25 protein-coding genes are annotated in these 26,103 nt (G+C 74.4%); 10 read left to right on the plus strand and 15 right to left on the minus strand.

Features of this window, described 5'->3' with window-relative positions; translation table 11 throughout:
• Positions 1-24: 24 nt before the first annotated feature.
• Together KPL57_RS39325 and KPL57_RS39330 are read right to left on the minus strand one after the other, a co-directional pair.
• The gene (locus tag KPL57_RS39325) at positions 25-771 is read right to left on the minus strand and encodes an E3 ubiquitin ligase family protein (RefSeq protein WP_226355558.1); all 747 of its coding nucleotides are present in this window, start codon (positions 769-771) and stop codon (positions 25-27) included.
• A 17-nt stretch (positions 772-788) separates the two neighbouring features.
• On the minus strand, positions 789-1,958 hold the full coding sequence (locus tag KPL57_RS39330) for a thiolase family protein (protein ID WP_226355559.1): 1,170 nt from the start codon (positions 1,956-1,958) through the stop codon (positions 789-791).
• Positions 1,959-2,275: 317 nt separating this feature from the next.
• Between KPL57_RS39330 and KPL57_RS39335 the strand changes: the two genes are divergently transcribed.
• Together KPL57_RS39335 and KPL57_RS39340 are read left to right on the plus strand one after the other, a co-directional pair.
• Positions 2,276-3,589, plus strand: a complete 1,314-nt coding sequence (locus KPL57_RS39335) for a TMEM165/GDT1 family protein (RefSeq protein ID WP_226355560.1) — start codon at positions 2,276-2,278, stop codon at positions 3,587-3,589.
• A gap of 159 nt (positions 3,590-3,748) precedes the next feature.
• Entirely contained in the window at positions 3,749-4,576 is an 828-nt protein-coding gene (locus tag KPL57_RS39340; protein ID WP_226355561.1) for an SDR family oxidoreductase, read from the plus strand.
• A 70-nt stretch (positions 4,577-4,646) separates the two neighbouring features.
• Here the strand turns inward: KPL57_RS39340 and KPL57_RS39345 are convergent, their stop codons facing one another.
• The 4 genes from KPL57_RS39345 to KPL57_RS39355 all read right to left on the minus strand — a co-directional run bounded on the left by KPL57_RS39345 (position 4,647) and on the right by KPL57_RS39355 (position 8,313).
• A complete protein-coding gene (locus tag KPL57_RS39345) occupies positions 4,647-5,885 on the minus strand; it encodes an acyl-CoA dehydrogenase family protein (RefSeq protein WP_226355562.1) in 1,239 nt (412 codons plus the stop codon).
• A 194-nt stretch (positions 5,886-6,079) separates the two neighbouring features.
• Positions 6,080-6,175, minus strand: coding sequence for a putative leader peptide (locus KPL57_RS72915; RefSeq protein ID WP_350666623.1), 96 nt, complete (start codon positions 6,173-6,175; stop codon positions 6,080-6,082).
• Positions 6,176-6,311: 136 nt separating this feature from the next.
• Complete coding sequence (gene sfnG, locus KPL57_RS39350) at positions 6,312-7,430, minus strand: dimethylsulfone monooxygenase SfnG (RefSeq protein ID WP_226356663.1); 1,119 nt, start codon at positions 7,428-7,430, stop codon at positions 6,312-6,314.
• Positions 7,431-7,698: 268 nt separating this feature from the next.
• A complete protein-coding gene (locus tag KPL57_RS39355; protein WP_226355563.1) occupies positions 7,699-8,313 on the minus strand; it encodes a TetR/AcrR family transcriptional regulator in 615 nt (204 codons plus the stop codon).
• A gap of 67 nt (positions 8,314-8,380) precedes the next feature.
• Between KPL57_RS39355 and KPL57_RS39360 the strand changes: the two genes are divergently transcribed.
• Both KPL57_RS39360 and KPL57_RS39365 read left to right on the plus strand, forming a co-directional pair.
• On the plus strand, positions 8,381-9,532 hold the full coding sequence (locus tag KPL57_RS39360; RefSeq protein ID WP_226355564.1) for an acyl-CoA dehydrogenase family protein: 1,152 nt from the start codon (positions 8,381-8,383) through the stop codon (positions 9,530-9,532).
• On the plus strand, positions 9,532-11,118 hold the full coding sequence (locus KPL57_RS39365; protein WP_226355565.1) for an AMP-binding protein: 1,587 nt from the start codon (positions 9,532-9,534) through the stop codon (positions 11,116-11,118). The genes KPL57_RS39360 and KPL57_RS39365 overlap by 1 nt, the downstream gene beginning before the upstream one ends.
• Here KPL57_RS39365 and KPL57_RS39370 read toward each other — a convergent pair.
• The 6 genes from KPL57_RS39370 to KPL57_RS39395 all read right to left on the minus strand — a co-directional run bounded on the left by KPL57_RS39370 (position 11,115) and on the right by KPL57_RS39395 (position 17,893).
• Positions 11,115-13,085 carry an amino acid transporter gene (locus KPL57_RS39370; RefSeq protein ID WP_226355566.1) on the minus strand — a complete coding sequence of 657 codons (1,971 nt, stop codon included), beginning with the start codon at positions 13,083-13,085 and terminating at the stop codon, positions 11,115-11,117. The genes KPL57_RS39365 and KPL57_RS39370 overlap by 4 nt on opposite strands.
• Positions 13,086-13,100: 15 nt before the next feature.
• Positions 13,101-13,475 (minus strand): hypothetical protein, encoded by a 375-nt coding sequence (locus KPL57_RS39375; protein ID WP_226355567.1) that lies wholly within the window; start codon positions 13,473-13,475, stop codon positions 13,101-13,103.
• Between the two features lie 148 nt (positions 13,476-13,623).
• Positions 13,624-15,132, minus strand: coding sequence for a tripartite tricarboxylate transporter permease (locus KPL57_RS39380; RefSeq protein WP_226355568.1), 1,509 nt, complete (start codon positions 15,130-15,132; stop codon positions 13,624-13,626).
• Entirely contained in the window at positions 15,132-15,665 is a 534-nt protein-coding gene (locus KPL57_RS39385; RefSeq protein ID WP_226355569.1) for a tripartite tricarboxylate transporter TctB family protein, read from the minus strand. The genes KPL57_RS39380 and KPL57_RS39385 overlap by 1 nt, the downstream gene beginning before the upstream one ends.
• Positions 15,662-16,624: a tripartite tricarboxylate transporter substrate binding protein gene (locus tag KPL57_RS39390; protein ID WP_226355570.1), complete on the minus strand. Its 963-nt coding sequence runs from the start codon at positions 16,622-16,624 to the stop codon at positions 15,662-15,664. Before KPL57_RS39390 ends, KPL57_RS39385 begins: the two co-directional genes overlap by 4 nt.
• A 234-nt stretch (positions 16,625-16,858) precedes the next feature.
• A complete protein-coding gene (locus KPL57_RS39395) occupies positions 16,859-17,893 on the minus strand; it encodes a tripartite tricarboxylate transporter substrate binding protein (protein ID WP_226355571.1) in 1,035 nt (344 codons plus the stop codon).
• A 144-nt stretch (positions 17,894-18,037) separates the two neighbouring features.
• Here KPL57_RS39395 and KPL57_RS39400 point away from each other — a divergent pair, with 144 nt between their 5' ends.
• Positions 18,038-19,666, plus strand: a complete 1,629-nt coding sequence (locus tag KPL57_RS39400; RefSeq protein WP_226355572.1) for a sensor histidine kinase — start codon at positions 18,038-18,040, stop codon at positions 19,664-19,666.
• On the plus strand, positions 19,663-20,361 hold the full coding sequence (locus KPL57_RS39405) for a response regulator (protein WP_226355573.1): 699 nt from the start codon (positions 19,663-19,665) through the stop codon (positions 20,359-20,361). The genes KPL57_RS39400 and KPL57_RS39405 overlap by 4 nt, the downstream gene beginning before the upstream one ends.
• Here the strand turns inward: KPL57_RS39405 and KPL57_RS39410 are convergent.
• Positions 20,343-21,335: an alpha/beta fold hydrolase gene (locus tag KPL57_RS39410; RefSeq protein WP_226355574.1), complete on the minus strand. Its 993-nt coding sequence runs from the start codon at positions 21,333-21,335 to the stop codon at positions 20,343-20,345. The genes KPL57_RS39405 and KPL57_RS39410 overlap by 19 nt on opposite strands.
• An 83-nt stretch (positions 21,336-21,418) precedes the next feature.
• On the opposite strand from KPL57_RS39410, the gene KPL57_RS39415 reads away from it, so the two are divergent.
• From KPL57_RS39415 to KPL57_RS39430, 4 genes are read left to right on the plus strand one after another with little or no spacing between them, the layout of a single operon-like run.
• Complete coding sequence (locus KPL57_RS39415) at positions 21,419-22,066, plus strand: ABC transporter permease (protein ID WP_226355575.1); 648 nt, start codon at positions 21,419-21,421, stop codon at positions 22,064-22,066.
• A 4-nt stretch (positions 22,067-22,070) separates the two neighbouring features.
• Positions 22,071-23,207, plus strand: a complete 1,137-nt coding sequence (locus KPL57_RS39420) for an ABC transporter ATP-binding protein (protein WP_226356664.1) — start codon at positions 22,071-22,073, stop codon at positions 23,205-23,207.
• Entirely contained in the window at positions 23,204-23,998 is a 795-nt protein-coding gene (locus KPL57_RS39425; protein ID WP_226355576.1) for an ABC transporter permease, read from the plus strand. The genes KPL57_RS39420 and KPL57_RS39425 overlap by 4 nt, the downstream gene beginning before the upstream one ends.
• Position 23,999: 1 nt before the next feature.
• A complete protein-coding gene (locus KPL57_RS39430) occupies positions 24,000-24,986 on the plus strand; it encodes a glycine betaine ABC transporter substrate-binding protein (protein ID WP_226355577.1) in 987 nt (328 codons plus the stop codon).
• 70 nt (positions 24,987-25,056) lie between these two features.
• Here the strand turns inward: KPL57_RS39430 and mihF are convergent, their stop codons facing one another.
• Both mihF and KPL57_RS39440 read right to left on the minus strand, forming a co-directional pair.
• Complete coding sequence (mihF, locus tag KPL57_RS39435) at positions 25,057-25,368, minus strand: integration host factor, actinobacterial type (protein ID WP_020621796.1); 312 nt, start codon at positions 25,366-25,368, stop codon at positions 25,057-25,059.
• 247 nt (positions 25,369-25,615) lie between these two features.
• Positions 25,616-26,059, minus strand: a complete 444-nt coding sequence (locus tag KPL57_RS39440; RefSeq protein ID WP_226355578.1) for an ester cyclase — start codon at positions 26,057-26,059, stop codon at positions 25,616-25,618.
• Positions 26,060-26,103: the final 44 nt, after the last annotated feature.

Consider the following 26,103-nt stretch of genomic DNA (forward strand, 5'->3'; position numbering starts at 1 on the left):
GTCCTCACCGGCGGTCCGGGCAGGTCAGGAGATCGCGCCGACCACCGTGAGCACCAGTCCCAGCACCGCGAGGGCGGCCCCGCCGCGGGCCCACAGCCGCTGCGCGCGCCGGTCGGACTCGGTCAGCTCGGCCTCGGTGCGGGTGGACAGCACGAAGGTTCCGCCGGCGTCCTGCGGGGGCCGGATCACCAGTGGCCCGTCGCGGTCGTCGACCTCGCCGAGGACGTACATCGCGACGCCGGGGCGCAGCACCCACTCCTGGTTGCGGTAGCCGACGGTCCGGTCCCCGCCACGGCCCCGGTCGTCGGCCGGGTCGAACCGGTCCAGCACCCGTTCCACCGGGTCCGGGTGCCGCCCGCCCGGGTCGACGCCGATGGTGTGCCCGTCGCGCAGCAGCGCCCAGCCGTGCGGGGACGTCCGCTCGGACACGGTCTCGGTGTGGGTCTGCGTCCGGGTGCGGCCCTCGTCGTCGCGCTCACGGCGCTCGAACCGGCGCTCGACCCGCTGCATGTGCCACACGCAGTCGACGCCCGCGAGGTCGGAGTGCAGCACCCCGACCGGGGCGGGCGCGGTCTGCCCGACGACCTCGCAGACCTTCCGGAACGTGCCCGGCCGCCCGGCGAGCTCCGCCGCGACGCCCGCGAGGTCGAGCAGCTCGGGCACCGACAGCGTCTCGGCCGCCATCATCGCGTGCACCCGGCGCTGGGTGCGGACCGCGACCCAGACGCAGGCGGCCCCGGCCAGCAGCGCGATGATCCCCACCCACAGCACGGGCGGAACCTAGCAGGTCAGGCGACCAGCTCCACGATCGTGGCGTTGGCGGTGCCGCCGCCCTCGCACATGGTCTGCAGCCCGTAGCGGATCCCGCGGTCGCGCATGTGGTGCACCAGGCGGGTGAGCAGCACGGTGCCCGAGGCCCCCAGCGGGTGCCCGACGGCGATCGCCCCGCCGAGCGGGTTGAGCACGGCGTCGTCGGCGCCCAGCTCGGCCTGCCAGGCCAGCGGGACCGGCGCGAACGCCTCGTTGACCTCGAACGCGCCGATGTCACCGATCGACAGCCCGGAACGCTTCAGCACCTTCTGCGTCGCCGGGATGGGCCCGGTCAGCATCCGCAGCGGGTCCGCACCGGACACGGCCCCGGAGTGGTAGCGCACGATCGGGGTCAGGCCGAGCTCGCGGGCCCGCTCCGGGGTGGTCACGAGGACCGCCGACGCGCCGTCGGAGATCTGCGAGCTGTTCCCGGCGTGGATCACCCCGTCCGCGGAGAACGACGGCTTCAGCGCGGCCAGGGTGTCGGCGGTGGTGCCACGGCGCAGGCCCTCGTCGGCGGTGAACCCGGGCGCGCCGGGGACGTCGACGAGCTGGTCGTCGAACACGCCGGCGTCGATCGCGGCGGCGGCGAGCTCGTGGCTGCGTGCCGCGTACTCGTCGAGCCGGGTCCGCGACAGTCCCCAGTCCCGGGCGATCCGCTCGGCGCCGACGCCCTGGTTGAAGTCCCCGTTCGGGAACTCCCCGGACTCCAGGTCGGCGCGGTAGCGCTCGCGCACCAGCGGCCCGTAGGGACGTCCCAGGTCGCGGCCCGCGCCCAGCGGCACCCGGGTCATCGACTCCACCCCACCGGCGACGACGACGTCGTACTGCCCGGCCAGCACCATCCCGGCCGCGAAGTCGAACGAGGACTGGCTCGACCCGCACGCGCGGTTCACCGTCACCCCGGGCACCGTCTCCGGCCAGCCCGCGGCGAGCAGCGCGTAGCGGCCGATCTGCGCGGCCTGGTCGCCGACCTGGTTCACACAGCCCCACACGACGTCGTCGACGACGGTGGGGTCGATCCCGGTCCGCTCGGCCAGGGCGCTCAGGACGGCGGCGGACAGGTCGACCGGGTGGACCTCGGCCAGCGACCCCTTCCGCTTCCCGATCGGTGTGCGGACGGCGGCACAGACGACGGCCTCGGGCATGGGGGTCCTCCTCGGTCACCGGTGACACGACTCGTTCGCGACGCTAAGCCATCGGAGGGGGTCGGCGCTGAGAGGGCGATCACAGCGTCGTATGTGCATCAGGTGTCGAGACGCTCTGGATCGATGAGGTACCGTCTCCGGCGTACGCGAAGGGGAGTAGCTCCCAACGCTGCGCTCGACATACTGGTCCGCCTCGTACTCCGACGGCCGACCCGGGTGCAGCGGCCTGACCACCACCAGGCGAGCGAGACCTTCGATCCGGATACTCCGGGTCGAGGGCACCCCCACCTCGGTCCGGTCGAGATCGAGGGATGGACATGAACGGTTTCCTGATCGCGTTCGCGATCAGCTTCGGCGTCATCTTCGTGGCCGAGCTGGGCGACAAGTCGCAGCTCATGGCCCTCACGTTCGCGACGCGCTTCAACGCGATCCCGGTCCTGATCGGGATCACGATCGCCACCTCGGTGACCCACCTCGTGTCGGTCGCCGTCGGCTACGGCCTGGGCGCGTCGATCCCGACCGGCTGGATCGCGCTGGTCGCCGCGGTCGCCTTCCTGGCGTTCGGCGCCTGGACACTGCGCGGCGACAGCCTCTCCGAGGACGAGGAGGCGAAGGCCAAGCGGGCCGGCGGGTCCGCCGTCGTCGCCGCGTCGGTCGCGTTCTTCCTCGCCGAGCTCGGTGACAAGACGATGCTCGCGACGATCACCCTGGCCGCCCAGCACGACACCCTCGCCGGGTCGATCGGCATCTGGGCCGGGTCCACGGTCGGCATGGTCGCCGCGGACGGTCTGGCCATCGTCGTCGGGCGTCAGCTCGGCAAGCGGCTCCCGGAGCGGGCCATCTCGATCGGCGCCGCGGTGATGTTCTTCGTCTTCGGCGCCTGGCTGCTCTACGAGGCCGTCCCGCAGGTGTGGGGCGAGGACGCCTGGGGCCGCGTGTTCGACGTCGCCGGGCACCACGGGCTCGGCTGGGCCGCGCTGGTGCTGGGGGCGCTCGCCGTCGGCGCCGGGCTGTGGTTCCGCGGTCGGGCGCACCGCGCCCGCGGGGAGCGCAGGCTCGACGTCGCCCGGACCCCGGGCAGCCCGGCCTGGTGGGCCCGCACGCTGTTCGTGCTGGCCGCGGTGCTCGGGTTCGGTGCGCCGCTGCTGGTCGCCCTCGACGTGCTGCAGCCGATCTCGGTGCTGGCCCGGCCGGCGGTCGCCGTCGTCGGGGCGGGGCTGCTGCTGCTCGGCTTCGCCGTCGTCGCGGTCGCGATGCTGCAGCTCGGCACGGTGTGGCGCCGCTCGGCCACCGAGGCCGGGGCGGCCGCGGCCGGTGACCCGGACGCCGCACGACGCCCGGTGCTCGCCACCGGCGGGATCTACCGCCGCGTCCGCAACCCCGCGCTGACCGGCCTGATCGTCGGGTGCGCCGGGATGCTGTTCATGGCCCCGACCCTGCTCGGCGTGCTCGCCGGGGTGCTGATCCTGGTCGCGGTGCAGATCCAGGCCCGTGCGGTCTACGAGCCCGGCCTGGGCAGCGCGCTGGGCGCCGAGTACGACGAGTACCGCGCCCGGACCGGCCGGTTCCTCCCGCGGGTCCGCACCGACCGCACCCCCGCGGGTGAGGGCGACCGCACGACCGTCGGCTGAGCGTCCCGGCACCGCGGCGCCGCTCCGGCGGCACCACCGCACCGGCACGCGCCGACAGCGCGACACCGCGGCACCGCCGCGCGACGACACCGCCCGCCCCGGCGCGACCGGGGCGGGCGGTGTCGTGTCGGGGGGCCCGCGCCGTCGTACGGTGGGGTCATGACGGTCCTGGTCACGGGCGCGACCGGCAACATCGGCCGGATGGTCGTCGACCACCTGCGGGCGCGCACCGACGAGCCGGTCCGCGCGCTCACCGTCGACCCGGTCCGGGCCGCGCTGCCCGGCGACGTCGAGGTCGTGCGCGGCTCGCTGCACCGGCTGGCGTCGCTGGACCGGGTGTTCGACGGCGTCCGCGCGGTCTACCTCGCACCGCACGTGCCCACCGTGGCCGAGGTCCTCGACCGGGCGGCGGCCGCCGGGGTCGGGCACGTGGTCGACCTGTCCGGTGAGCCGGAGAGCTGGTGGGGGACGGTCGTCACCGCGGTCGAGGCCGCGCCGGTCCCGTGGACCCACCTGTGGCCCGCGGACTTCGTGGAGAACTGCCGGATGTGGCTGCCGCAGATCGCGGCGCACGGGGTGGTCCGGGAGCCGTGGCCGGACCTGGCGAGCACCCCGACCGCGATGACCGACATCGCCGAGGTCGCCGCCGTCGCCCTCACCGCGGGCGAGGAGTACCACGGGCGCGCGCTCACCCTCACCGGCCCGGAGGCGGTCACCCGCCGCCGGTGGGTCGCGGCGATCGCGGCGGCGACCGGGGTGCCGATCGGGTTCGAGCAGGTCACCCCGGACGAGGCGGCCGCCGTGCTGGCCGGGTCGATGGACGCCGACCGGGCGGGGGTCGTCGTCCACACCGTCCTCGGGGAGTTCCTGCGGGCCGGCGCGGCGGCCCCGAACGGTGTGGTCGAGCAGGTCACCGGGCGGCCGGGGACCACCGTGGAGGCCTGGGCGGCCGAGCACGCCGGGTCGCTGCGCGCCGCCCTGACCTGAGGCGCCGCCGCGGTCCCGGCGCGGTGCCCGCCCCGCCCCGACCGGACGGGGGCGGGCACCGCGGGCGGGGTCAGGAGTACCAGGTCGGCTCGGGCAGCTCGTCGCGCAGCACCCACGCCCCGACCTCGCGCCGCTTGTAGGCGACCGGGTCGTGCAGGGTGTGCGTGCGGACGTTGCGCCAGAACCGGTCGAAGCCCAGCTCCGTCGTCGTCGCGCGGGCCCCGAGGCCCTCGAAGATCCCCGAGGTGATCTCCAGCGCGACGTCGGTGGCCCGCGCCTTCACCGCGGCGACCCGCACCTCGTGCTCACCGCGCTGCTCGGCGGTGACGCCGTCGGCGTCGCGGTGGATCACCTGCTGCTCCTGCGCGACGGCGTCGGCCAGCGCCTCGACCGCCCACAGCTTCGCGTGCAGGTCGCCGTGGAGGTCGAGCTGGTAGGGCTCGTCGACGGCGCGCTCGTGGCCGCCGTGGAGCCACGGCCGGGTCCGCTCGCGGGTGAAGCGCGCCGCGGTCTCGAGCGCCCCGCGGGCGATCCCGAGGTAGAACGCCACGAAGACGAGCTGGATGATCGGCACGTTGAGCGTGTTGTAGACCCGCGGCGTGAACACCCGGTCGGTGAACCCGGCGGCCGCCGCCCACGGCACCCGGACGTCGGTGATCGTGACGCTGCCGGACTCGGTGAGGCGCTGGCCGATGTTGTCCCAGTCGTCGGCGAAGACGATGCCCTCCTGGTGGCTCGGCACGATCGCGAAGACGTGGGTGTCGGTCCGCTCGATCACCCCCTCCAGCACGGTGACGTCGGAGACCCTGCTGCCGGTGGAGAACGACTTGCGGCCGGAGTACACGAGCTCGTCGCCGTCGTCGCGGATGGTCAGCTCGGCGTCGCGCGGGTTGACCGCGCCCCCGAAGAACCAGCGGTTGCGGGTGGCGTCGGCCTCGACCGCCGCGATCTGCTCGGGCGTCCCGACGAGCCGGGCGGCCCAGAACCAGAGCAGGTGGTAGCCGAGCAGCTGGCCGATGGAGCCGTCGCCCGCGGCGACCTCGCGGATCACCCGGTAGGCCAGCGGCCACTCCTGTCCGCCGCCCCCGTGCTCGACCGGGCCGAGCAGGGTGACCAGGCCGGAGTCCTTGAGCAGGGCGACCTCGTCGTGCGGGGTGGCGCCCGCCCGGTCGCGGGCCGCGGCGTCACGCTCCAGGACGCGGCGGACGTCGCGGGCCCGGGCCAGCCAGCCCGCGGCGTCGGTGGGCGTGGCGGACCAGTCGAGCGACTCGACGGTGGTGGGCTCGGAACGGTTCTCGGTCGTGGTCACGGTGTGTCTCCTCGTCGTCGGAGAAAGGCGTCCGGGCACGGCGGCGCACGATTCGGCGGATACGCGCGGGAATGCGCACCGAATCGGCGGAGGAACGGTGGGCCCGGACGGGAGGGAACTGTCGGGGCGGTCACCGGCGACCGGGGTCGCCGGCCGCGGCGCAGGTCAGAGGGCCTGCTCCGCGGGGATGCCAGTCAGCGACAGAGCGACGAGGTCACACGCGAGAGGTCGACGTGGCGTCGACGGGTGAGCTCGGTGAACAGCACGGTCCCAGTGTTCGGGGAGATCACGGTGGAAGTCAACGAGACGTTCCCGGAAATGGGACGCGGCGCGGGATGTCCGGTCAGGACGGACCCCGGGAACGCGGACGGGCCCGGCGACGACGGTCGCCGGGCCCGTGCGGACGGTGTCGGTCGGGCGGTTCGGTCAGACGGTGGTGAGCTGCGGCTCGCGGGCGGCCAGCTCGGCCTCCTTCTCCCGGATGACCGGCAGCACCTTCGCGCCGAAGTACTCGACCTCCTCCTGGAAGTGCAGGAAGCCGAGCAGCAGCAGGTTCGCGCCGCGCCGCTTGTACTCGATCGCGCGGTCGGCGATCTGCTCCGGGGTGCCGATCAGCTGGGTCTTGAAGCCGTCGTTGTACTGGACGAGGTCCTCGAACGACGAGTCCGCCCACATGCCGCGCTTGTCGCCGGTGGAGTTGCCGGCCTGCTGGACGGCGTCGCGGAAGCCCTCGACGGCGGGCCGGTTGGCCTTCTCGATGATCTCGCGCAGGGTGTCCCGGGCCTCCTTCTCGCCGTCCCGGGCGATCATGAAGCCGTTGAGGCCGAACCGGACGGGCTGCAGTCGCTCGGCGGTCTTCGCGTGGCCGAGGACCTCCTCGACCTGCTCGGAGAAGCCGTCGTAGTCCTTGCCGTTGGAGAAGTACCAGTCCGACACGGTGCCGCCGTTGTAGCGGGCCGCGGTGGAGTTGCCGCCCTGGAAGATCTCCGGGTGCGGACGGCCGGGGACGTCGACCGGGCGGGGCTTGAGGTCGAAGTCGCGGATCCGGTAGAAGTCGCCGGCGAACTCGGCGCCGCCGTCGGAGGTCCAGATCTCGCGCAGCACCCGGATGAACTCGTTGCTGCGGCGGTAGCGCTCGTCGTGCTCGAGCCACGGCTGGCCCATCGCGGTGAACTCGGCCTTCAGCCAGCCGGAGACGACGTTGACCGCGAGCCGGCCGTTCGTCAGGTGGTCGGCGGTGGCGACCCACTTGGCCAGCACCGAGGGCTCCCACAGGCCGGGGTGGACGGCGGCGATCACCTTGAGCCGCTCGGTGGCCAGGCCCAGCGCGAGGGAGAACGCGGTGGCCTCGTGCTGGTGGTCGGCGCCGTAGCTGGCCATGTAGCGGATCTGGGACAGCGCGTACTCGAAGCCGTTGTTCTCGGCGGTCTGCGCCAGCTTCCGGTTGTACTCGAAGCCCCAGTCGGTGCGCTGTTCGATGGTGCTGGTGACCAGCCCGCCGGAGACGTTCGGGACCCAGTACGCGAACTTCAGCGGCTCCTGGATCCGGGTGTTGGGCGTGGTGGCGAGAGCATCGGACACGGGAGACTCCTCGGGGTGTGCCGGGCACGGCAGACGGGCGCGCGACGGCGCCGGAAAGAGAGGAAAGAGGGAGGAAACGGACCTGCGGTGACGCGTTCAGCGACAGGCCTGGCTCACGACGACGAGGTTGTCGACGTGACGGCGTCGGGTCAGCAGGAAGCCGGTCACGCTCCCACCGAACCCGCGGAGCCGGTTGTTGTCAACCGGATGCCGGGGAGATCACCACGGGTCCTCACCGGTGGACCGGGTCGACCCCGAGCAGGCCGTGCGCCAGCCCGCCGAGCAGCCCCACGAGCCGGTGCTGGTCCAGGCCGCTGCGGAAGAACAGCGTCGACTGGATCGCGCCGACGCAGGCGTGCACCAGCACGCGCAGCTCGCCGTCGGACAGGTCCGGGCGCAGCGGGGCGAGCACGTGCACCCAGTCCTCGACGTGGTGGCGCTGACGGCGCCGCAGGTCGCGGCGGGCCTCGGCGGGCAGGGTGTGGACCTCGCCGTAGTAGACGGCGAACTCGGTGCGGTTCTCGGTCACCAGCCGGATGTGGTCGGCCACCAGCACGGTCAGCGTCTCGCGCTCGGGCGTGCCCGCGGCCAGCGCCGCCGCCGCGGAGGCCTCCAGACGGGCCATGCCTCGGTCGAGCAGGGCGAGCAGGACCGCCTCCTTGGAGGCGAAGTGCCGGTAGATCCCGGACCCGACGATGCCGGCCTCGGCGCCGATCTCGGCCATCCCGACGGTGTGGAAGCCGCGACCGGCCGCGAGCCGGGCCGCCGCCTCGAGGATCCGCTCCCCGCGGTCCGGGTCGCGCCGCCGCGGGGGTCCCGCGGTTCCGGAGCTGGTTCGCGTCGGCATCTTTCCAGCATCGCATCCGCGCGGTACGGTCCGCCACAAGTGAACAACGGATCACTAGGGAGTCGGCGTGGACTTCACCGAGACCGACGAGGAACGCGATCTGCGGGCGGCCGTCGCCGCCATCGCGGCCTCCTACGGCAGCGAGTACTACCTGCGGTGCGCCCGGGAGGGCAGGCACACCCACGAGCTGTGGAAGGCGATGGGGCAGGCCGGGTTCCTGGGCGTCAACGTCGCCGAGGAGCACGGTGGCGGTGGCGGCGGGCTCGTGGAGCTGTCCATCGTCTGCGAGGAGGCCGCGGCGCAGGGCGCCCCGCTGCTGCTGGTGCTGGTGTCCGCGGCGATCTCGGCCGAGGTGATCGGGGAGTTCGGCTCCGAGGAGCTGCGCCGTCGCTGGCTGCCGGGGCTCGCCGACGGCTCGACCAAGGTCGTCTTCGCGATCACCGAGCCGGAGGCGGGCTCCAACACCCACCGGATGGCGACCCGCGCCGACCGCGACGGCGACGACTGGGTGCTCACCGGCACCAAGCACTACATCTCCGGCACCGACGACGCCGAGGCCGTGCTGGTCGTCGCGCGGACCGGGAAGGCGCCGGACGGGAAGGCGCGCCTGAGCCTGTTCGTCGTGCCGGTCGACTCGCCCGGGCTGACCCGCACCCCGCTGCCGGTGGACCTCATCGCCCCGGACAAGCAGCACGTCCTGCACTTCGACGACGTCCGCGTCCCGGCGGGCAACCTGGTCGGCGCCGAGGGCGACGGGTTCCGCCAGGTCTTCCGCGGCCTCAACCCCGAGCGGATCACCGGCGCCGCGCTCGGCGTCGGCATCGCCCGGTTCGCGCTGGCCAAGGCGGCCGACTACGCCCGCACCCGGCAGGTCTGGGACACCCCGATCGGCGCCCACCAGGGCGTCTCGCACCCGCTGGCGCGGGCCCGGATCGAGACCGAGCTCGCGGCGCTGATGACCCGCAAGGCCGCCTGGCTGCACGACCGCGGGATGCCCGCGGGCGAGGAGTCCAACATGGCCAAGTACGCGGCGGCCGAGGCGGCGACGCACGCCGTCGAGGCGGCCATGCAGACCCACGGCGGCAACGGTCTGGCCAGCGAGTACGGGCTGATCCCGTACTGGGGGATGGCCCGGCTCATGCAGGTCGCGCCGGTGAACCGCGAGATGATCCTCAACCACGTCGCCCAGCACGGGCTCGGGCTGCCGAGGTCGTACTGATGGGTGCCGGCGAGCTCGACCGGAACCTGATCGGGCGGGTCAACGTCGCCGACGCGCTCGGCCGCAGCGCGGCCGCCCGGCCGGGGCGGACCGCCGTCGTCGACGGGGAGCGGTCCTGGACCTACGCCGAGCTGGACGCCTGGGTGGACCGGCTGGCCCGTGGGCTCGCCGCGCGCGGCTGGACCCGCGGCGACGCGCTCGCGCTGGCCTCGGGCAACAGCGCCGAGTTCCTCGCCGTCTACTACGCCTGCGCCCGCCTCGGCCTGGTCTGCGTGCCGGTGAACCTGGGCTGGCGTCCGGACGAGGTCGCCTACGTCCTGGGCCACTCCCGGGCCCGCGGGATCGTCGTCGAGGCGCAGCTGGTCGCGGCGCTCGCGCCCGCCTGGGAGCAGGTGCCCGCGGTGACCGAGGTGTTCGTCGCGCCCGGCACCGGCGGGGTGGCCGGTGCCGGGGTCCCGCTGGCCGACGTCGAGGCCGGGGGAGGGGACGGCGCCGGGCCGGTCGAGGTGCTGGTCGAGGATCGGGACCCGCTGTCCTACCTGTACACCTCGGGGACGACGTCGTTCCCGAAGGGCGTCGTCACCTCGCACCTGGCGGTCACCCTGGAGTCGTTCTCCGCCGCGCTGGACTCGGGCTGGTCGGCGGCGGACCGCTTCCTGGCGATGATGCCGATGTTCCACACCGCGCAGCTCAACGCGTTCTGCACCCCGGCGGTGCTGGTCGGGGCGACGATCCACCTCGCCCGGGGGTTCGAGCCCGCCGCGTTCCTCGACACCGTCGAGCGCGAGCGGATCACCCAGGTGTTCGGGCTGCCGATGATGTACCGGGCGGCGCTGGAGCACCCGTCGTTCGCCGGTCGGGACCTGTCGTCGCTGCGGCGCGCGGTGTACGCGATGGCGCCGATGCCCGAGCCGCTGATCCGGGCCTGCCTGGACGGCTTCGGCTGCGACTTCGCGCTGCTGTTCGGGCAGACCGAGATGAGCCCGTGCACCACCCTGTTCCGGCCCGAGCACCAGCTGACCCACATCGGTGCGGTCGGCACCCCGATCACCGGGGTCCGGGTCGCGGTCATGGACTCCGGCGGGACCCTGCTCGGCCCGGGGGAGGAGGGCGAGATCGTCTACCGCGGCCCGTCCACCATGAACGGCTACCTCGACGACGACGCCGCGACCGCCGAGGCGTTCCGGTACGGCTGGTTCCACTCCGGCGACGTCGGCCGGCTCGGCGAGGACGGCGTGCTGTGGTTCGCCGACCGGGTCAAGGACGTGATCAAGACGGGAGGCGAGAACGTGGCCTCGCTGGAGGTCGAGCGGGCCGTCTACGCGGCCGCCCCGGACGTCGCGGAGGCGGTCGTGGTCGGGCTGCCGCACGAGCGGTGGAGCGAGGCGATCACCGCGGTGGTCGTGCCCCGGCCCGGCGCGACGGTCGACCCGGACGCGCTGCTGGCCGCGCTGCGCGGGCACCTCGACCCCTACAAGGTCCCGAAGGCGGTGATCGTCGCCGACGAGCTGCCGCGCACCTCGACCGGGAAGATCCGCAAGAACGTCGTCCGCGAGACCCACGCCGGCCACTACGGGCCGCCCTAGCCGACGTGCACCACGGGGCGCCGGGCCACGTCGGGCTCGGCCTCCCGGAGGATCTCCCGGGTGATCGGGGCGACCTCGCCGACGCCGGTGAACAGGTACCGGCCGAAGTGGCGCACCGGGTTGCCCTCGGTCCAGTCGAAGTAGATGTGCGGGGCGCGGTCGCCGACGTCGCGCAGGTGCAGCAGCAGCGCGGCGATCGCGTTCGGGACCGACGGCGCCGACGTCGTCAGCACCCGGTACGGGCCGCGGCGCTCCCCGCGCACGGCGATGCCCGACTCGAACTCCGACGGGTCGGTGACGGTGACCTCGACCAGCACCACGCGGCCGGGGTCGGGGATGTGGTGGTCCTCGGTCTCCTCGGCCAGCTTCTCCCGGTACTCCTCGTCGCGGGCGACGCTGTCCCGCTCGCCGGGGCGGGGCTCGTGCGCGACCAGGCGCAGCGGCCTGCCGGAGCCGGAGCACTCGTCGAGGAACCCGCGGGCGGTGTCGTCGAGGGTGACGTCGGTGATGCGCAGCTCGAACGCGCGCAGGGTGCGCGACAGCAGCGACACCACCAGGATCCCGGCGATGAAACAGGCGGCGATCTTCACGCCCTCCGGCCGCTCGACGACGTTCGCCACCGTCGTGTAGACGAACACGAGCGCGATCAGCGCGAACCCGACGACGGCCGGGCGGCTCCCGGTGCGCCGCACCGACAGCGCGACGGCGACGGCCGCGGAGGTCATCAGCACCAGCACGCCGGTGGCGTAGGCCCCGCCCTGGGCGTCGACGTCGGCGTCGAACAGCAGGGTGACCGCGAACGCGACCACCATCACGACCAGGACGAGCGGCCGCGCCGCCCGCGCCCAGGACGGCGCCATCCCGTAGCGGGGCAGGAACCGCGGCACCAGGTTGAGCAGGCCCGCCATCGCCGAGGCCCCGGCGAACCACAGGATCGCGATCGTGGACAGGTCGTAGACGGTGCCGAAGACGTTCCCCAGGTCGCGGTGGGCCAGGAACGCCAGCGCCCGCCCGTTCGCCTGCCCGCCGGGGGCGAACTCCGGCTCGGGGATCAGCAGCACGGTCACGACGCTGGAGGTCACCAGGAAGGTGCTCATGACCAGCGCGGCGACGGTGAGCAGCCGCCGGGTGCCCGCGATCCGGCCCTCCGGGCGGTCCTCGGTGTCACCGTCGCGGCCGCGCACCAGCGGCATCACCGACACCCCGGTCTCGAACCCGGACAGGCCCAGCGCCAGCTTCGGGAACACGATCAGCGCGACCCCCACCATGAGCAGCGGGTCCGGGTAGCGGGACACGAGCAGCGCCGACCAGCCCGCGACGACGTGCGGCGCCGCGACGATCCGGACCAGCCCGTCCACCACGACGACGGCGTTGAGCACCAGGTAGACCGCGACCAGCGCGACCGCGATCCGGATGGCCTCGGAGAACCCGGCGAGGAACACCCCGCCGAGCAGCGCGAGCAGCAGCAGCGTGATCAGCACGTTCTGCCCCTGCAGGGCCGCGGGGGCCAGCGGGTTCTGCACCAGGTGCGCGGTCGCGTCGGCCGCGGACAGCGTCATCGTGATGAGGAAGTCGGTGGCCGCGAACCCGAGCAGGACCAGGACGAACACCTTCCCGCGCCACCCGGGCAGCAGCCGTTCCAGCATCGCGATGGAGCCCTCGCCGTGCGGGCTCTCCCGGGCGACGCGGCGGTAGACCGGCAGCGCGCCCAGCAGCGTCACCGCCACCAGGACGAGGGTGGCGACGGGGGAGAGCACGCCGGCGGCGAGCGCCGCGATCCCCGGCTGGTAGCCCAGCGTCGAGAAGTAGTCGACGCCGGTCAGGCACATGACCTTCCACCAGGCGTGGCGTGGGTGCTCCGGTTCGGGCCGGGCGTGCGGGCCCTGCCGGTCGGGGCGGTGCGCGTCCTGCAGGAGCCAGGAGCCCACCCGGTTGCGGACCCGCCGCGGGGTCTCGGTGATCGCCACCGGCCCAGGATTGCGCTACGACACGGTCGGCGCCGCTCCTGCGGGCGGATCGTCCGTATCCGATGGGGTGATGGTGGCCGCGTCGGTGCAGGCGCGCAGCGCACCGGCGAGCGGGCCGCGCCCGGCGACGAGCTCGACGACCCGCGCGTCGTAGCCGCGGACCTCGAGGAACCGGGCGGCGTCGCGCTGCGGGTCCCCGGTCCGGCGGGCGACCGGCGAGTGCCCGATGGGGTGCAGCACCGCGGCCGTCATCAGCAGGTCCCGGTCGTGCCCGCCGTCCTCGGCGGCGGTGCGGGCCGCGATCGCCGCCCGCTGCGCGCGCTCCCACAGCTCCGGGCGCTGGTGGGCCAGCAGCGTCTCGGCGAGCGCGCGGGCGGCGTCGAACCCCATGACCCGATCCTGCCGTGACGTGATCCGCTGTGCGCGCGGTGATCCGTGCCGCGCGTGCGTCCGGACGCGCGCGGCGCACGGATCACCGCGCGCACGACGACGCCCCGCGGCCGGTGCGGCCGCGGGGCGTGTCGGGGCGCCGACCGGGTCAGACCGTCTCGGACTCCCGGTCACTCCGCTGGGCGCGGACCGCGCGGAGCACGACCGGGGCGACCAGCAGGATCGCGATCAGCGAGTACACGACGATCGCGAGCGGGGTGGAGACCAGCGTGGTGACGTCGCCGTCGGCGATCTGCAGGGCGCGGCGCAGCTGCAGCTCCGCGTCCGGACCGAGGATGACGCCGATGATCGCCGGCAGCACCGGCAGCCCGAACCGGCGCATCAGGAACCCGATGCCGCCGATCGCGAGCAGCACCAGCAGGTCGACCGGCTGGCCGGAGACCGCGTACGCGCCGACGCAGGCGAAGAACAGGATGCCCGCGTAGAGGTACGGCCGCGGGATCCGCAGCAGCTTCGCCCAGGCCGGGGCCAGCGGCAGGTTCAGCACCAGCAGCATGATCAGGCCGATGAACAGGCTCGCGATGAGCGTCCAGACCAGGTCCGGCTCCTTCTGGAACAGCAGCGGGCCGGGCTGGATGCCGAACTGCTGGAACGCGGCGAGCATGACGGCGGCGATCGCCGTCGTCGGCAGGCCGAGGGTCAGCATCGTCGCCAGCGTCCCCGCCGACGACGCGCTGGCCGCGGACTCCGGCCCGGCGACGCCCTCGATGGCGCCCTTCCCGAACTGCTCCGGGTGCTTCGAGAGCTTCCGCTCGGTCACGTACGCCATGAAGGTCGACATCTCGGCGCCGCCGGCCGGGATCGAGCCGAAGCCGAACCCGATGAACGGGCCGCGCAGCCACGGCTTCCAGGTGCGCTTCAGGTCCTCGCGGCCCAGCCACGGACGGCCGACCGGGATGACCTCCTGCTTGCGTCGTCGCAGGTGGGCGGCCACCCACAGCGCCTCGCCGATCGCGAACAGCCCGACCGCGACGATGATGACGTCGATGCCGTCGGCCAGCTGCGGCACCCCGAAGGTGAGCCGCGGCTGCCCGGAGATCGGGTCGAGCCCGACCAGGCCGATCGTGAGGCCCAGGGCGAGCGCGGCGAACCCGCGGACCCGCGAGGCACCCAGCACGCCGCTGACGGCGACGAAGGCCAGCACCATGATCGCGAAGTAGTCCGGGGCGCCGATGTCGACGGCCACCGAGGCGATCAGCGGGGCGACCAGGACCAGCCCGGTCACGCCGACGATGCCGCCGATGAAGTGCCCGATCGCGGCGGTGGCGAGCGCCTGGGCGCCGCGCCCGGACTTCGCCATCGGGTTGCCCTCGATGGCCGCCATCACCGAGGCGGACTCGCCCGGGGTGTTGAGCAGGATCGACGTCGTCGACCCGCCGAACATCGCCCCGAAGTAGATGCCGGCGAACATGATGAACGCACCGGTCGGGTCGAACGCGTAGGTCACCGGCAGCAGCAGTGCCACCGCCATCGCCGGGCCGATGCCCGGCAGCACGCCGATCGCGGTGCCGAGCAGCACCCCGAACGCTGCGAACAGCAGGTTCTGCGGGGTCAGCGCGTGCGCGAACCCGTTCATGAGCAGGTCGAACGTGCCCATCAGCCGAACACCCCCATCAGCGGGCCGCCCGGCAGGTCGACGCCGAGCACCGCGTCGAACAGCACCCAGGTCAGCAGCGAGACCCCGGCGGCGATGCCGAGGTCGCGGAGCACCGCGCGCGAGCCGAGCGCGTAGGTGGCGCCGGCGAACAGGACGGTCCCGGCGATCGGCCAGCCGGCGAGCGGGATGAGCGCCGCCGTCGCGACGATCACCCCGGCCAGCATCCCGACCGTGCGCAGGTCCATCGGCACGTCGAGGTCGACGTCCTCGCCGCCCTCGGCCTCGCCGCGGCCGCCGCGCAGGACGTCGACGGTCAGCAGCGCCGCCAGCACCAGCAGCGCCGCGCCGAGCACGAACGCGACGGTGCGCGGTCCGAGCGGGTCGGACGCGCTGCCGCCGCCGCCCTCGGCGAGGGTGTCGCCGAGCACCAGCAGGCCGGTGAGGGCCAGCAGCACCGACACACCCAGCTCCGAGTGCTCCTTCCACCAGGAGCGAGCGGTCCCGGTGTTCCCGGTGTCCCCGATGGTCGTCACGTCAGCCCCAGCCCGGTCAGCACCCGCTCGACGCGGGCGTCCTCGTCGGCCACGAACCGGCCGAACTCCGGCCCCGGCAGGTACGCGTCCTGCCAGCCGTTGCGTGCCAGCACCTCGCGCCACTCCGGCGTCGCGTGCAGCTCGGCGTAGGCGCGCTCCAGCTCGGCGACGCCCTCGGGGTCCAGCCCCGGCGGCGCGACGACGCCGCGCCAGTTGGTGAACTCGACGTCGATGCCGGACTCGCGCAGCGTCGGCGCGTCGAGGCCCGGGATCCGCTCGCCCGCGGTCACCGCGAGCACCCGCAGGTCACCGGAGGCGATCTGGTCGGCGAACTCGCCGAGCCCGGACACCCCGAACGCGACCTTGCCGCCGAGGACCGAGGCGAGCAGCTCGCCGCCGCCGTCGTAGGAGATGTAGTTGACCGCGCGCGGGTCCACGCCGGCGCCCTCGGCCATCAGCATCGGGGCCAGGTGGTCCGGGCCACCGGGGGAGGAGCCGCCGCCGACCGGGGTCTTCCCCGGGGCCGCCCGCCAGGCGGCCAGCAGGTCGCCGAGGTTCCGGTAGGGCGAGTCACCGGGGACGACGACGATCTCGGTCTCCTCGGTGAGCCGCGCGATCGGCGTGGTCTGCTCGAGCGTGACCGGCGAGTCGTTGGAGTACACGCTGCCGACCACGCCCAGGCCCATGCTCATCACGAGCCGGTCGTCGCCGGCCTCGTTGACGGTCCGGCCGAGCCCGACCGTGCCGCCCGCACCGGGCAGGTTGAAGACCTCGACCGACCCGGTCAGCCCGGCGTCCTCCATGGCCTTTGCCGCACTGCGGGCGGTGACGTCGTAGCCGCCGCCGGGGGCGTTCGGGACCAGCATCCGCAGTCCGCGGAGCTGGGTGCCGTCGCCGCCGCCGCCGATCGCGCCCACCGCGGGCGGGACGAGGAGCAGCGCGGCCAGGACGGCCACCACCGTGCCGAGGAGAGGTCCGACCCGGGGCCGCGGCACGGGCGGCGCGGGGTCGTCCGGCGTGGGCCGGTGCTGCGAGGGCGGTTCCTGCGACTGCGGAGGAGCCGTCGACTGGGGCATGTGCGTCCGATCTCACCGTTGCGAAGCGAACGCGCTGAAGTGTGCGGAGTCACCCGTCCGGTGTCTCCGTAACGGCCACAACGGTCGTTGTGGTCGTTTCGGTCGCGCCGGACGGGGTCAGCGCGACCGCAGGCCCAGCTCACCCAGGACGTGCTCCACCCGCTCGTTCTCGGAGGCGGTGAACCGGGCGAAGTCCGCGCCCGGGAGCCAGGCGTCGTGCCACCCGTTCGCGGCCAGCACCTGCCGCCACTCGGGGGTGCCGCGCATCGCGGCGACGGCGTCGGCCAGCGCGGCGCGGTCGGCGTCGGACAGACCGGGCGGCGCGACCAGCCCGCGCCAGTTGCTGAACTCGACGTCCACCCCGGACTCGCGCAGCGTCGGCACGTCGAGGCCGGGCACCCGCTCGCCCGCGGTCACCGCGAGCACCCGCAGGTCCCCGGACCCGATCTGGTCGGCGAACTCGCCCACCCCGGACACCGCGAAGGCCACCTCGCCGCGCAGCACCGCCGCGAGCAGCGGACCGCCGCCCTCGTAGGACACGTAGCGGACCCGGGCGGGGGCGATGCCGGTGCCCTCGGCGAGCAGCATCGTGGCGAGGTGGTCCGGCCCACCGACGGTCGAGCCGCCGCCGACGGTGAGCCCGCCGGGGGCGGCGCGCCAGGCGTCGAGCAGCGCGCGGACGTCGCGGTAGGGCGAGTCCGCGGGCACGACGACGATCTCCGACTCCTCGGTCAGCCGCGCGATCGGCGTGGTGTCGGCGAGCGAGAGCGGGGTGTCCCGGGACGCGGTCGCCCCGACGATCCCGAGCCCCATGCTCATCAGGAGCCTGCCGTTGCCGGCCTCGCCCTCGACCCGGCCGAGCCCGGCGATCCCGCCGGCACCGGACAGGTTGAACACCTCGACCGGGCCGGCGATCCCGGTGTCGGACAGCACCTTCGCCGCGCTGCGCGCGGTGACGTCGTAGCCGCCGCCGGGTGGGTTGGGGACCAGGATGCGCAGGTCGGACAACGGCCGCGGCCCGTCGGTCAGCACGATCGGGACGACGACCGCGGCGAGGGCCAGCACGAGCACCGCGACCAGCGCGACGACCGGACCCCGGCGGGCGCGGCGGGCGACCGGTGGCCCGCCGGGCCGCGTCACCGTCCCCGCCATGCCCACCCGCCCGTCGCCGTGCCGCCGCCGGTGAGTCTGCGCGTCCGCGGCCGGGCCGGTCCACCGAGGGTGAGCCGCGCGACGCGTCGTGGTCCCACCGCCTCGCGTGGCCGCCGCCGTCGCCGCGCGTCCTACGCTGGGCGCATGCGACGGCGCGCCGGGGGTACGGGTGGACCGCTGGCCCGCCAGTTCCTCGTCTGGCAGCTGGTGGTCGTGGTCGTGCTGCTCGCCGCGGTCGCGGCGCTGGCCGCCGTGCAGTCCTCGGAGTCGTTCCGCGAGACCCAGGGGCGCCGGATGCTGTCGGTCGCCGAGGACGTCGCGTCCGTGCCGACCGTCCGCGAGGCGTTGCAGACCCGGCGCTACGACCTGCTGCCGTCGTTCGCCCGCAGCGCGGAGAACCTGTCCGGGGCCGACGAGATCGAGATCGTCGACGCCGGGATGGTCGTGCGCACCTCACCGGACCCGTCCCGGGTCCGGCAGCGCTTCGACCCCGGCGCCAGCACCGCGCCGCAGGGCCGGGCCTGGGTCGGTAACCCCGACGGGCGCACCGTCGTCGCCCAGGTGCCGGTGATCGACGACCGCGGCGCCGTCGCCGGGCTGGTGTCGGCCGGGATCCGCGCGCCGTCGCTGTGGGAGTCCCTCGCCGGGGCCCGCGCGGAGACCGGCGCGCTCCTGGGGCTGGCGCTCGGCGTCGGCGTCCTCGGGTCGCTGCTGCTCGCGCGGCGGGTCCGCCGCCAGACCCTCGGCCTGGAGCCCGACGAGATCGTCGAGCTGGTGCAGCGCCGCGAGGCGATGCTGCTCGGGATCAAGGAGGGCGTGGTCGGGCTGGACACCGCGGACCGGATCACCCTGCTCAACCCGGTCGCCCGCGAGCTCCTGGAGCTGCCCGGCGCCCGCGAGGGCGACGCCGTCGCCGACCTCGGCCTCGACGACCGGCTCCGCGAGGTCCTCACCGGTGCCGCCGACGGCGAGGACCAGCTCGTGCTGCGCGACACCCGGGCCCTGGTGCTCAACCGCCGCCCGGTCCGCGTCGACGGCCGCGACGTGGGCGCCGTGGTCACCCTGCGGGACCGCACCGAGCTCACCACCCTGCAGCACCGGCTCGACGCCTCGCACACCGTCACCGACACCCTGCGCGCCCAGGCCCACGAGTTCTCCAACCGGCTGCACACCATCGCCGGGCTCACCGAGCTCGGCGAGCACGACGAGGTGCGCCGGTTCGTCGCCGGGATCGTCGCCGCCTCGGAGGGGTGGCGCCGCGAGGTCACCGCCAGCGTCGGCGACCCGGCGACGGCCGCGCTGCTCGTCGCGAAGAACAGCCAGGCCGCCGAGCGCGGCGTCGAGCTGGCCCTGGACCCGGAGTCCCGGCTCGACCCGACCGACCCCGACCACGACCCGGACCTGTCCGCCGACCTCGTGACCGTGCTCGGCAACCTGATCGACAACGCGATCGACGCGACCGCCGGGCGGGACGGCCCGCGCCGGATCGAGATCGGGCTCGCCGGCGGCGGCGACACCGACGGCGACGAGGTCTGGGTCGAGGTCCGCGACTCCGGCCCCGGGATCGCCTCCGAGCTGGCCGAGGAGGTGTTCCGGGCCGGCTACTCGACCAAGGCCGCCGAGATCGGCGGCCGCGGGCTCGGCCTGGCCCTGGCCCGGCAGGCGTGCCTGCGCCGGGGTGGCACCATCGCGGTGCGGCCGGCACCGGCGGGCCGGGTCGGTGCGGTGTTCGAGGCGGTGCTGCCGGTGGCGCCGACGGGGGTGCGGGTGTGAGGGTCCTGGTCGTCGACGACGACTTCATGGTCGCGAAGGTCCACTCCGGCTACGTGGAGCGGATCGAGGGCTGCACCGTGGTCGGCGTCGCGCACAACGGCGCCGACGCCCTCGACGCCGCCGCCCGGCTCCGCCCGGAGCTGGTGCTGCTCGACGTCTACCTCCCCGACATGTCCGGCCTGGAGGTGCTGACGCGGCTGCGCACCGGCGCCGCCGACGACCCGTTCGTGCTGGTCGTGACCGCCGCCGACGACTCCGACACGGTCGCCGCCGCCCTGCACGGCGGTGCGCTGCACTACCTGGTCAAGCCGTTCGACTCCGCCGCGCTCGCCGCCCAGGTGCACCGGGCGACGCGGATCCGGCGCGACCTGGACCGGGTCCGCGACCAGTCCGACATCGACCGGCTCTTCGGCGGCACCGGTGCCGCCCCGGCCCGCACCCCCGGCGGCCCCGAACGGATGCCGAAGGGGCTGACCACCCCGACCGCGGAGCTCGTCGCGGGCACCCTGCGCGAGCACTCGGGGACCGACGCGGAGGCGGACCTGTCGGCGACCGAGTGCGCCGAGGCCACCCGGCTGTCCCGGGTCAGCGCACGCCGCTACCTGGAGCACTTCGTGTCGACCGGGCAGGTCACCGTACGGCTGCGCTACGGCGGCACCGGCCGCCCGGAGCGCCGCTACCGCTGGGTCGGCTGACCGGCGCCCCGCAGCGCCTCCGCCCGCGGAGCCGCCGGATCGGCCTCCGCCCGCGGAGCCGCCGGGTCCGCCTCCGCCTGCGGTGCCACCGGGTCGGCCTCTGCCTCCTCGGCCTCGGCGGCGTGCTCCAGCAGCACCGCCGCGATCGGCTCGCACAGCAGGTCCGGCAGGGCGTGCCCCATCCCGTCCACCGTGACGAGCTGCGCGGCCGCCCCGATCCGCGCCGCCAGGTGGTCCGCGTGCGGCGGCGGGTGCACCGGGTCCTCCGGCGCCTCGACGACGAGCGTCGGCACCGTGACCGAGCCCAGCTCGGCGCCGCGGTCCAGCCCGTCGAGGTCGGCCTGGGCGTGCGCGGTGCACGGCTCGACCCGCCCGGTGTGGTCCATGATCCGCCGCTCGCGCGCGGCGAACTCCGCGGTGTCGAACGGCAGCACCCCGCCGGAGACGCGTCGCCAGTACTCGACCCGCCAGGCCAGCTCCCCGGCCTCGTCGCGCGGGTCGCCCAGCTCCTGCCACATCCGCTGCACGTCCCGGGTCGGGCCGGGCAGGTCGGCGTCGCCGGTGTCGAGCGCTGCGGTGCACAGCAGCGTCGCGCTGACCATGCGGTGCGGCGCGTCGAGCGCGAGCAGCTGGACCAGCGTCCCGCCCAGCGACATCCCGACCAGGTGCGCCCGGTCGATCCCGCAGCCGTCGAGCACCGCGAGCGCGTCGGTCGCCAGGTCGGCGACGGCGTAGGGCCGGTCCTCGAACGTGTGGGTCGAGCGGCCGGTGTCGCGATGGTCGTAGCGGACCACCCGGTGCCGCTCGCGCAGCACCTCGACCAGCGCGTCCGGCCAGCCGTACCCCGCCGAGCCCGCCCCGTTCACCAGCAGCACCGGCGCCGCCGGAGTCGGCCGGTGTGCGGGCAGGTCCTGCACCCAGAGGGTCACGCCCGGCTCGGTCTCGACCTCGCGTACGGTGCCGGCGATCTCCACATGCGCAGGCTGCCAGACCGGTGACGGTCCGCCTCCGCCGACCGGGTGGGGGGTTGGTCCGGTGTGCGTAGAGAATGCCGGTCATGGGCTTCTGGGAGTATCTCTCCACGAACTGGGGCGAGGTGCTCGGGTACACCCTCGAGCACGCCGCGCTCGTCGTGGTGGGGCTGGCACTCGCGGTGGTGGTGGGCGTGCCGCTCGCCGTCGCCACCTACCGGACCGACCTCGGCCGGGCCGCCGCCGTCAACGGGTCGTCGCTGATCATGACGGTGCCGTCCTACGCGCTGTTCGGGCTGCTGATCCCGCTGCTCGGGCTCGGGTGGGGCCCCGCGGTCGTCGCGCTGATGCTCTACGGCCTGCTGCCGGTGGTCCGCAACGCGATCGTCGGGCTCCGCGCGGTCGACCCGGCGGTCACCGAGTCCGCCCGCGGCGTCGGGATGGACCGCACCCGGCTGCTGCTGGGCATCGAGCTGCCGCTGGCCTGGCCGGTGGTGCTCGCCGGGGTCCGGGTCGCCGCGCAGCTGCTGCTGGGCATCGCCGCGATCTCCGCGGCCGTCAACGGGCCGGGGCTGGGCAACCTGATCCTGTCCGGCCTGTCCAGCGCGGGCACCCCGTTCGCGATCTACCTGACCGTGCAGGGCATCGCCGGGATCGTCGTGCTGGCGGTCCTGTTCGACGCCGCGATCGCCCTGCTCACCCGCCTGACCACCTCGAGGGGGATCCGTGCCTGAGCCGATGATCCGGCTGGAACAGCTCACCAAGCGCTACCCGGGGCAGGAGCGGCCCGCCGTCGACCGCCTGGACCTGGAGGTGCCGCGCGGCGAGCTCGTCGTGTTCCTCGGCCCGTCGGGCTGCGGCAAGACGACCACGATGAAGCTCATCAACCGGCTGATCGAGCCGACCTCGGGCCGGATCCTGCTCGACGGCGACGACGTCACCTCCGTCGACCCGGACCAGCTGCGCCGCCGGATCGGCTACGCCATCCAGCAGACCGGGCTGTTCCCGCACCGCACCGTCGCCGAGAACGTCGCGACCGTGCCGAAGATGCTCGGCTGGGACCGCCGCCGCACCGCCGAGCGCGTCGACGAGCTGCTCACCCTGGTCGGGCTCGACCCGGACGAGTTCCGCGGCCGCTTCCCCAAGCAGCTCTCCGGTGGCCAGCAGCAGCGCGTCGGCGTGGCCCGCGCACTCGGGGCGGGCCCCGAGGTGATGCTGATGGACGAGCCGTTCGGCGCGATCGACCCGCTGACCCGCGAGACCCTGCAGAACGAGCTGCTGCGCATCCAGGCCGAGCTCGGCACGACGATCGTGTTCGTCACCCACGACATCGACGAGGCCGTGAAGATGGGCGACCGGATCGCGGTGTTCGACGCGGGCTCCGGGGTGGAGCAGTTCGACACCCCCGAGAAGCTGCTGACCGAGCCCGCGAGCGAGTTCGTCGCCGACTTCGTCGGGGCGGGTGCCACGATCAAGCGGCTCACCCTGACCCGGGTCGGCGAGGTCGACGTGCCCGTCCGGCCGACGGTCGGGCGCGGCACGACCCGCGAGGAGCGTCTCGCCGCACTGCACGCGGGGGAGCACGAGTTCGTGCTGCTCCTCGACGACGACCGCCGCCCCCTGGGCTGGCTGCCCCGCGACGCCTCGGGTGACGTGCTCGACCACGGGCTGCCCGTCGTCACCCGGATCGGCCCGGACGACACCCTGCACACCGCGCTCGACGCGATGCTCGCCGGCAACGCGAACGCCGTGGCCGTCGTCGACGGCGACGGCGTGCACCGCGGCGTGCTCGACCTCGACACGATCCTCGCGACCGTGCACCGGCCCGCGGGCGCGGCCCCGGCCGGCCAGGACACCCGGAGCGTCGCCCGATGACCGTCACCGCCGCCCGCCCGGGCGCGACGACCGGGCCGCGGCCGGACGGGACCGCCCGCCCGGCCCGGCGGTGGGCGGCGCTGCTCGCCCGGCCGCTCGTGGTCGTCGTCGCGCTGACGACGCTGTTCCTGGTCGTGTCCTCCCGCGAGCTCGACTCGATCGAGGCCCGCAGTCTCGACGCCGCCTACATCGCGAGCCGCACCTGGCAGCACGTCTGGCTGACCGCCGTCGTGTCGGTGCTGGTGCTGGTGATCGCGGTGCCGCTGGGCGTGCTGCTGACCCGGGAGGCCACCCGCCGCTTCGCCGGGCCGGTGCTGACCGTGGCCAACATCAGCCAGGCGATCCCGTCGATCGGTCTCATCGTGCTGTTCGCGGTGGCGTTCCTGACCCTGCCGGTCACCGTGATCGCGGTGCTCGCCTTCGTGCTCCACGGGATCCTGCCGATCGTCCGGAACACCATCGCCGGGCTGGAGCAGGTCGACCGCTCGGTGATCGAGGCCGCCCGCGGGATGGGGATGACCCGGCGCGGCGTGCTGTTCTCCGTCGAGCTGCCGCTGGCGGTGCCGGTGATCCTGGCCGGCGTCCGGACCACGCTGACGATCACCACCGGCACCGTCGCGCTCGCGACGTTCATCGGCGCCGGCGGGCTGGGCGACATCATCTCCAACGGTCTGGCGTCCAACCGCACCCTCGTCCTGGTCACCGGCAGCGTGCTGGTCGCGGCGCTCGCGCTGCTGATCGACTGGCTGGCGGGCCTCGCCGAGGACGTCCTGCACCCGAAGGGGCTCTGAGATGACCACCCGTTTCCCGCGCCGCGCGCTGCCCGGCCTGCTCGCCGGGGTCGCGGCGCTCGTCTCGGGCTGCGGCGCCGCGGCCGCCGTCGCCGGCCCGTCGCCACAGCAGCTGCGCGGCGGGTCCCTGGCCCGCGACGTCGACCTGTCCGGCGCCAAGCTGGCCGTCGGCTCGAAGGAGTTCACCGAGCAGCGGGTGCTCGGCGCGATCACCCTGCTCGCGCTGCAGGCCTGCGGGGCCCGCACCGTCGACCGGACCGGCCTGTCCGGCTCCACGATCGTCCGTGCGGCCCTGGAACAGGGCGACGTCGACGTCTACTGGGAGTACGCCGGCACCGGCTGGACGCTGTTCCTGGGCAACGACACGACCATCCCCGGTGAGCGGGCGCTCTACGACGCCGTCGCCGCCCAGGACCTCGAGCGCAACGACGTCGCCTGGCTCGGGCCCGCCCGCTTCGGCAACCAGTACGCCGTCGCCCGCCGCGGCGACGCCGACGGCCCGCTCGGTGAGGTCCGGACGCTGTCCGACCTGGGGCCCTACTTCGCCGCCGACGAGTCCCGGGCGACGTTCTGCGGGGCCGCGGAGTTCCTCGACCGCGAGTTCGCCGACATGCAGGCCGCCTACGGCATCACGTTCCCGGCCGCGCAGACCTACCAGAACGACTTCGCGCTGAACTTCGTCAACGTCGCCCGGTCCAGCCCGTGCGACCTCGCGGAGGTGTTCACGACCGACGCGCGGATCCGCTCGCTCGACCTCGTCGTGCTGGCCGACGACCGGAACTTCTTCACCACCCAGCTGGCCGCGCTGACCTGCCGGGCGGAGACCGTGGACCGGTACCCGTCGCTGCGGACGCTGGCCGCGACGCTGGGCGAGCTGCTCACCGTCGAGGTGATGATCGAGCTCAACGGGCTGGTCGACCTGGAGGGCCGCAGCGCCACGTCGGTCGCCCAGCAGTTCCTCGCCGGCCACGGCCTCATCGGGGCCTGACCCGCAGAACGCGCGACGGCCCGGTCCGCACAGTGTGCGTACCGGGCCGTCGCGAGGCGCTGGGGGAAGGTCAGCCGACCTTCTCGATCAGCGCGGCGCGCTGACGGTCGCCGAGGCCGGCGGCACGGCGCGACACGTCGATGCCGGCCTCCTCCATCACCTTGGAGACCTTCGCCGGGCCCCAGCCCGGGACGCTCTTGAGCAGGTCCGCGACCTTGGTCTTCCCGACGATCTGGTCGGTCTTCGCGCGACCCAGCACCGCGGGGATGGTCTCCTCGCCGCTGGCGATCTTGTCGCGGAGCTCCTTGCGGGCGGTACGGGCCGCAGCCGCCTTCTTGAGCGCCTCGGCGCGCTGCTCCGGGGTCAGGGTGGGCAGAGCCATCGCTGACAACTCCTCTCGGTTCACGCACCCCGCTCACCGGGGTGGACTGCCATCTCCGATCGCGGTACAGACTGGCAGAGACATCGCCACGACCTGCGGGAACCCCCTCTTCAGGGCGTGTCGGCCCTGTTCGGGGCCGTCCGTGGCGCTGCTCACCGCACCCGGGCGACCGCCCGTCGCACGACGCGGGGTCGGGACTGTTGCCGCAGGTCAGCGGCATGAAAACGCGAAAGCGGTGACGATGGGCTCACCCGTCGAGCACGGAGCGCAGTCCCGCGACGTCCCAGAGGGTCCGGACCTCGTCGATCCGGCCCTGCCGCACCCGCACCAGCTGCACCGCCAGCACCTCCGCCGCGCGCCCGGTGGGGGCGATCCCGGGCAGCAGCCACGGCAGCTCCCGGTCGTGGGTGAAGCCGACGCGGACCTCGTCGACCACCCGGCGGACGTCGACGGTGCGCGACACCCGGGTCCGGGTCAGCCCGGACGGCCGGGCCGCGGCGACGGCGGCCAGGTGCGCGGCGACCGCGTCCCGGCCGTGGCCCCCGGCGCCGGTCGGCAGCTCGGTCCAGCTCACATCGGTGGCCAGCGCCGCCGTCGCCGGACCGGGGTCGCCCGCGTCGTAGAGCGCGTCGGCCGCGGTGTCCCAGAGCCGTGCGATGTCGCGCATCAGGACCTGCATCGCCGGGGTCACCCGATCACGGTGCCACGCCCCGGCCCACCCGCGCACGCGACGAC

It is taken from the genome of Pseudonocardia sp. ICBG601 (assembly GCF_020496245.1).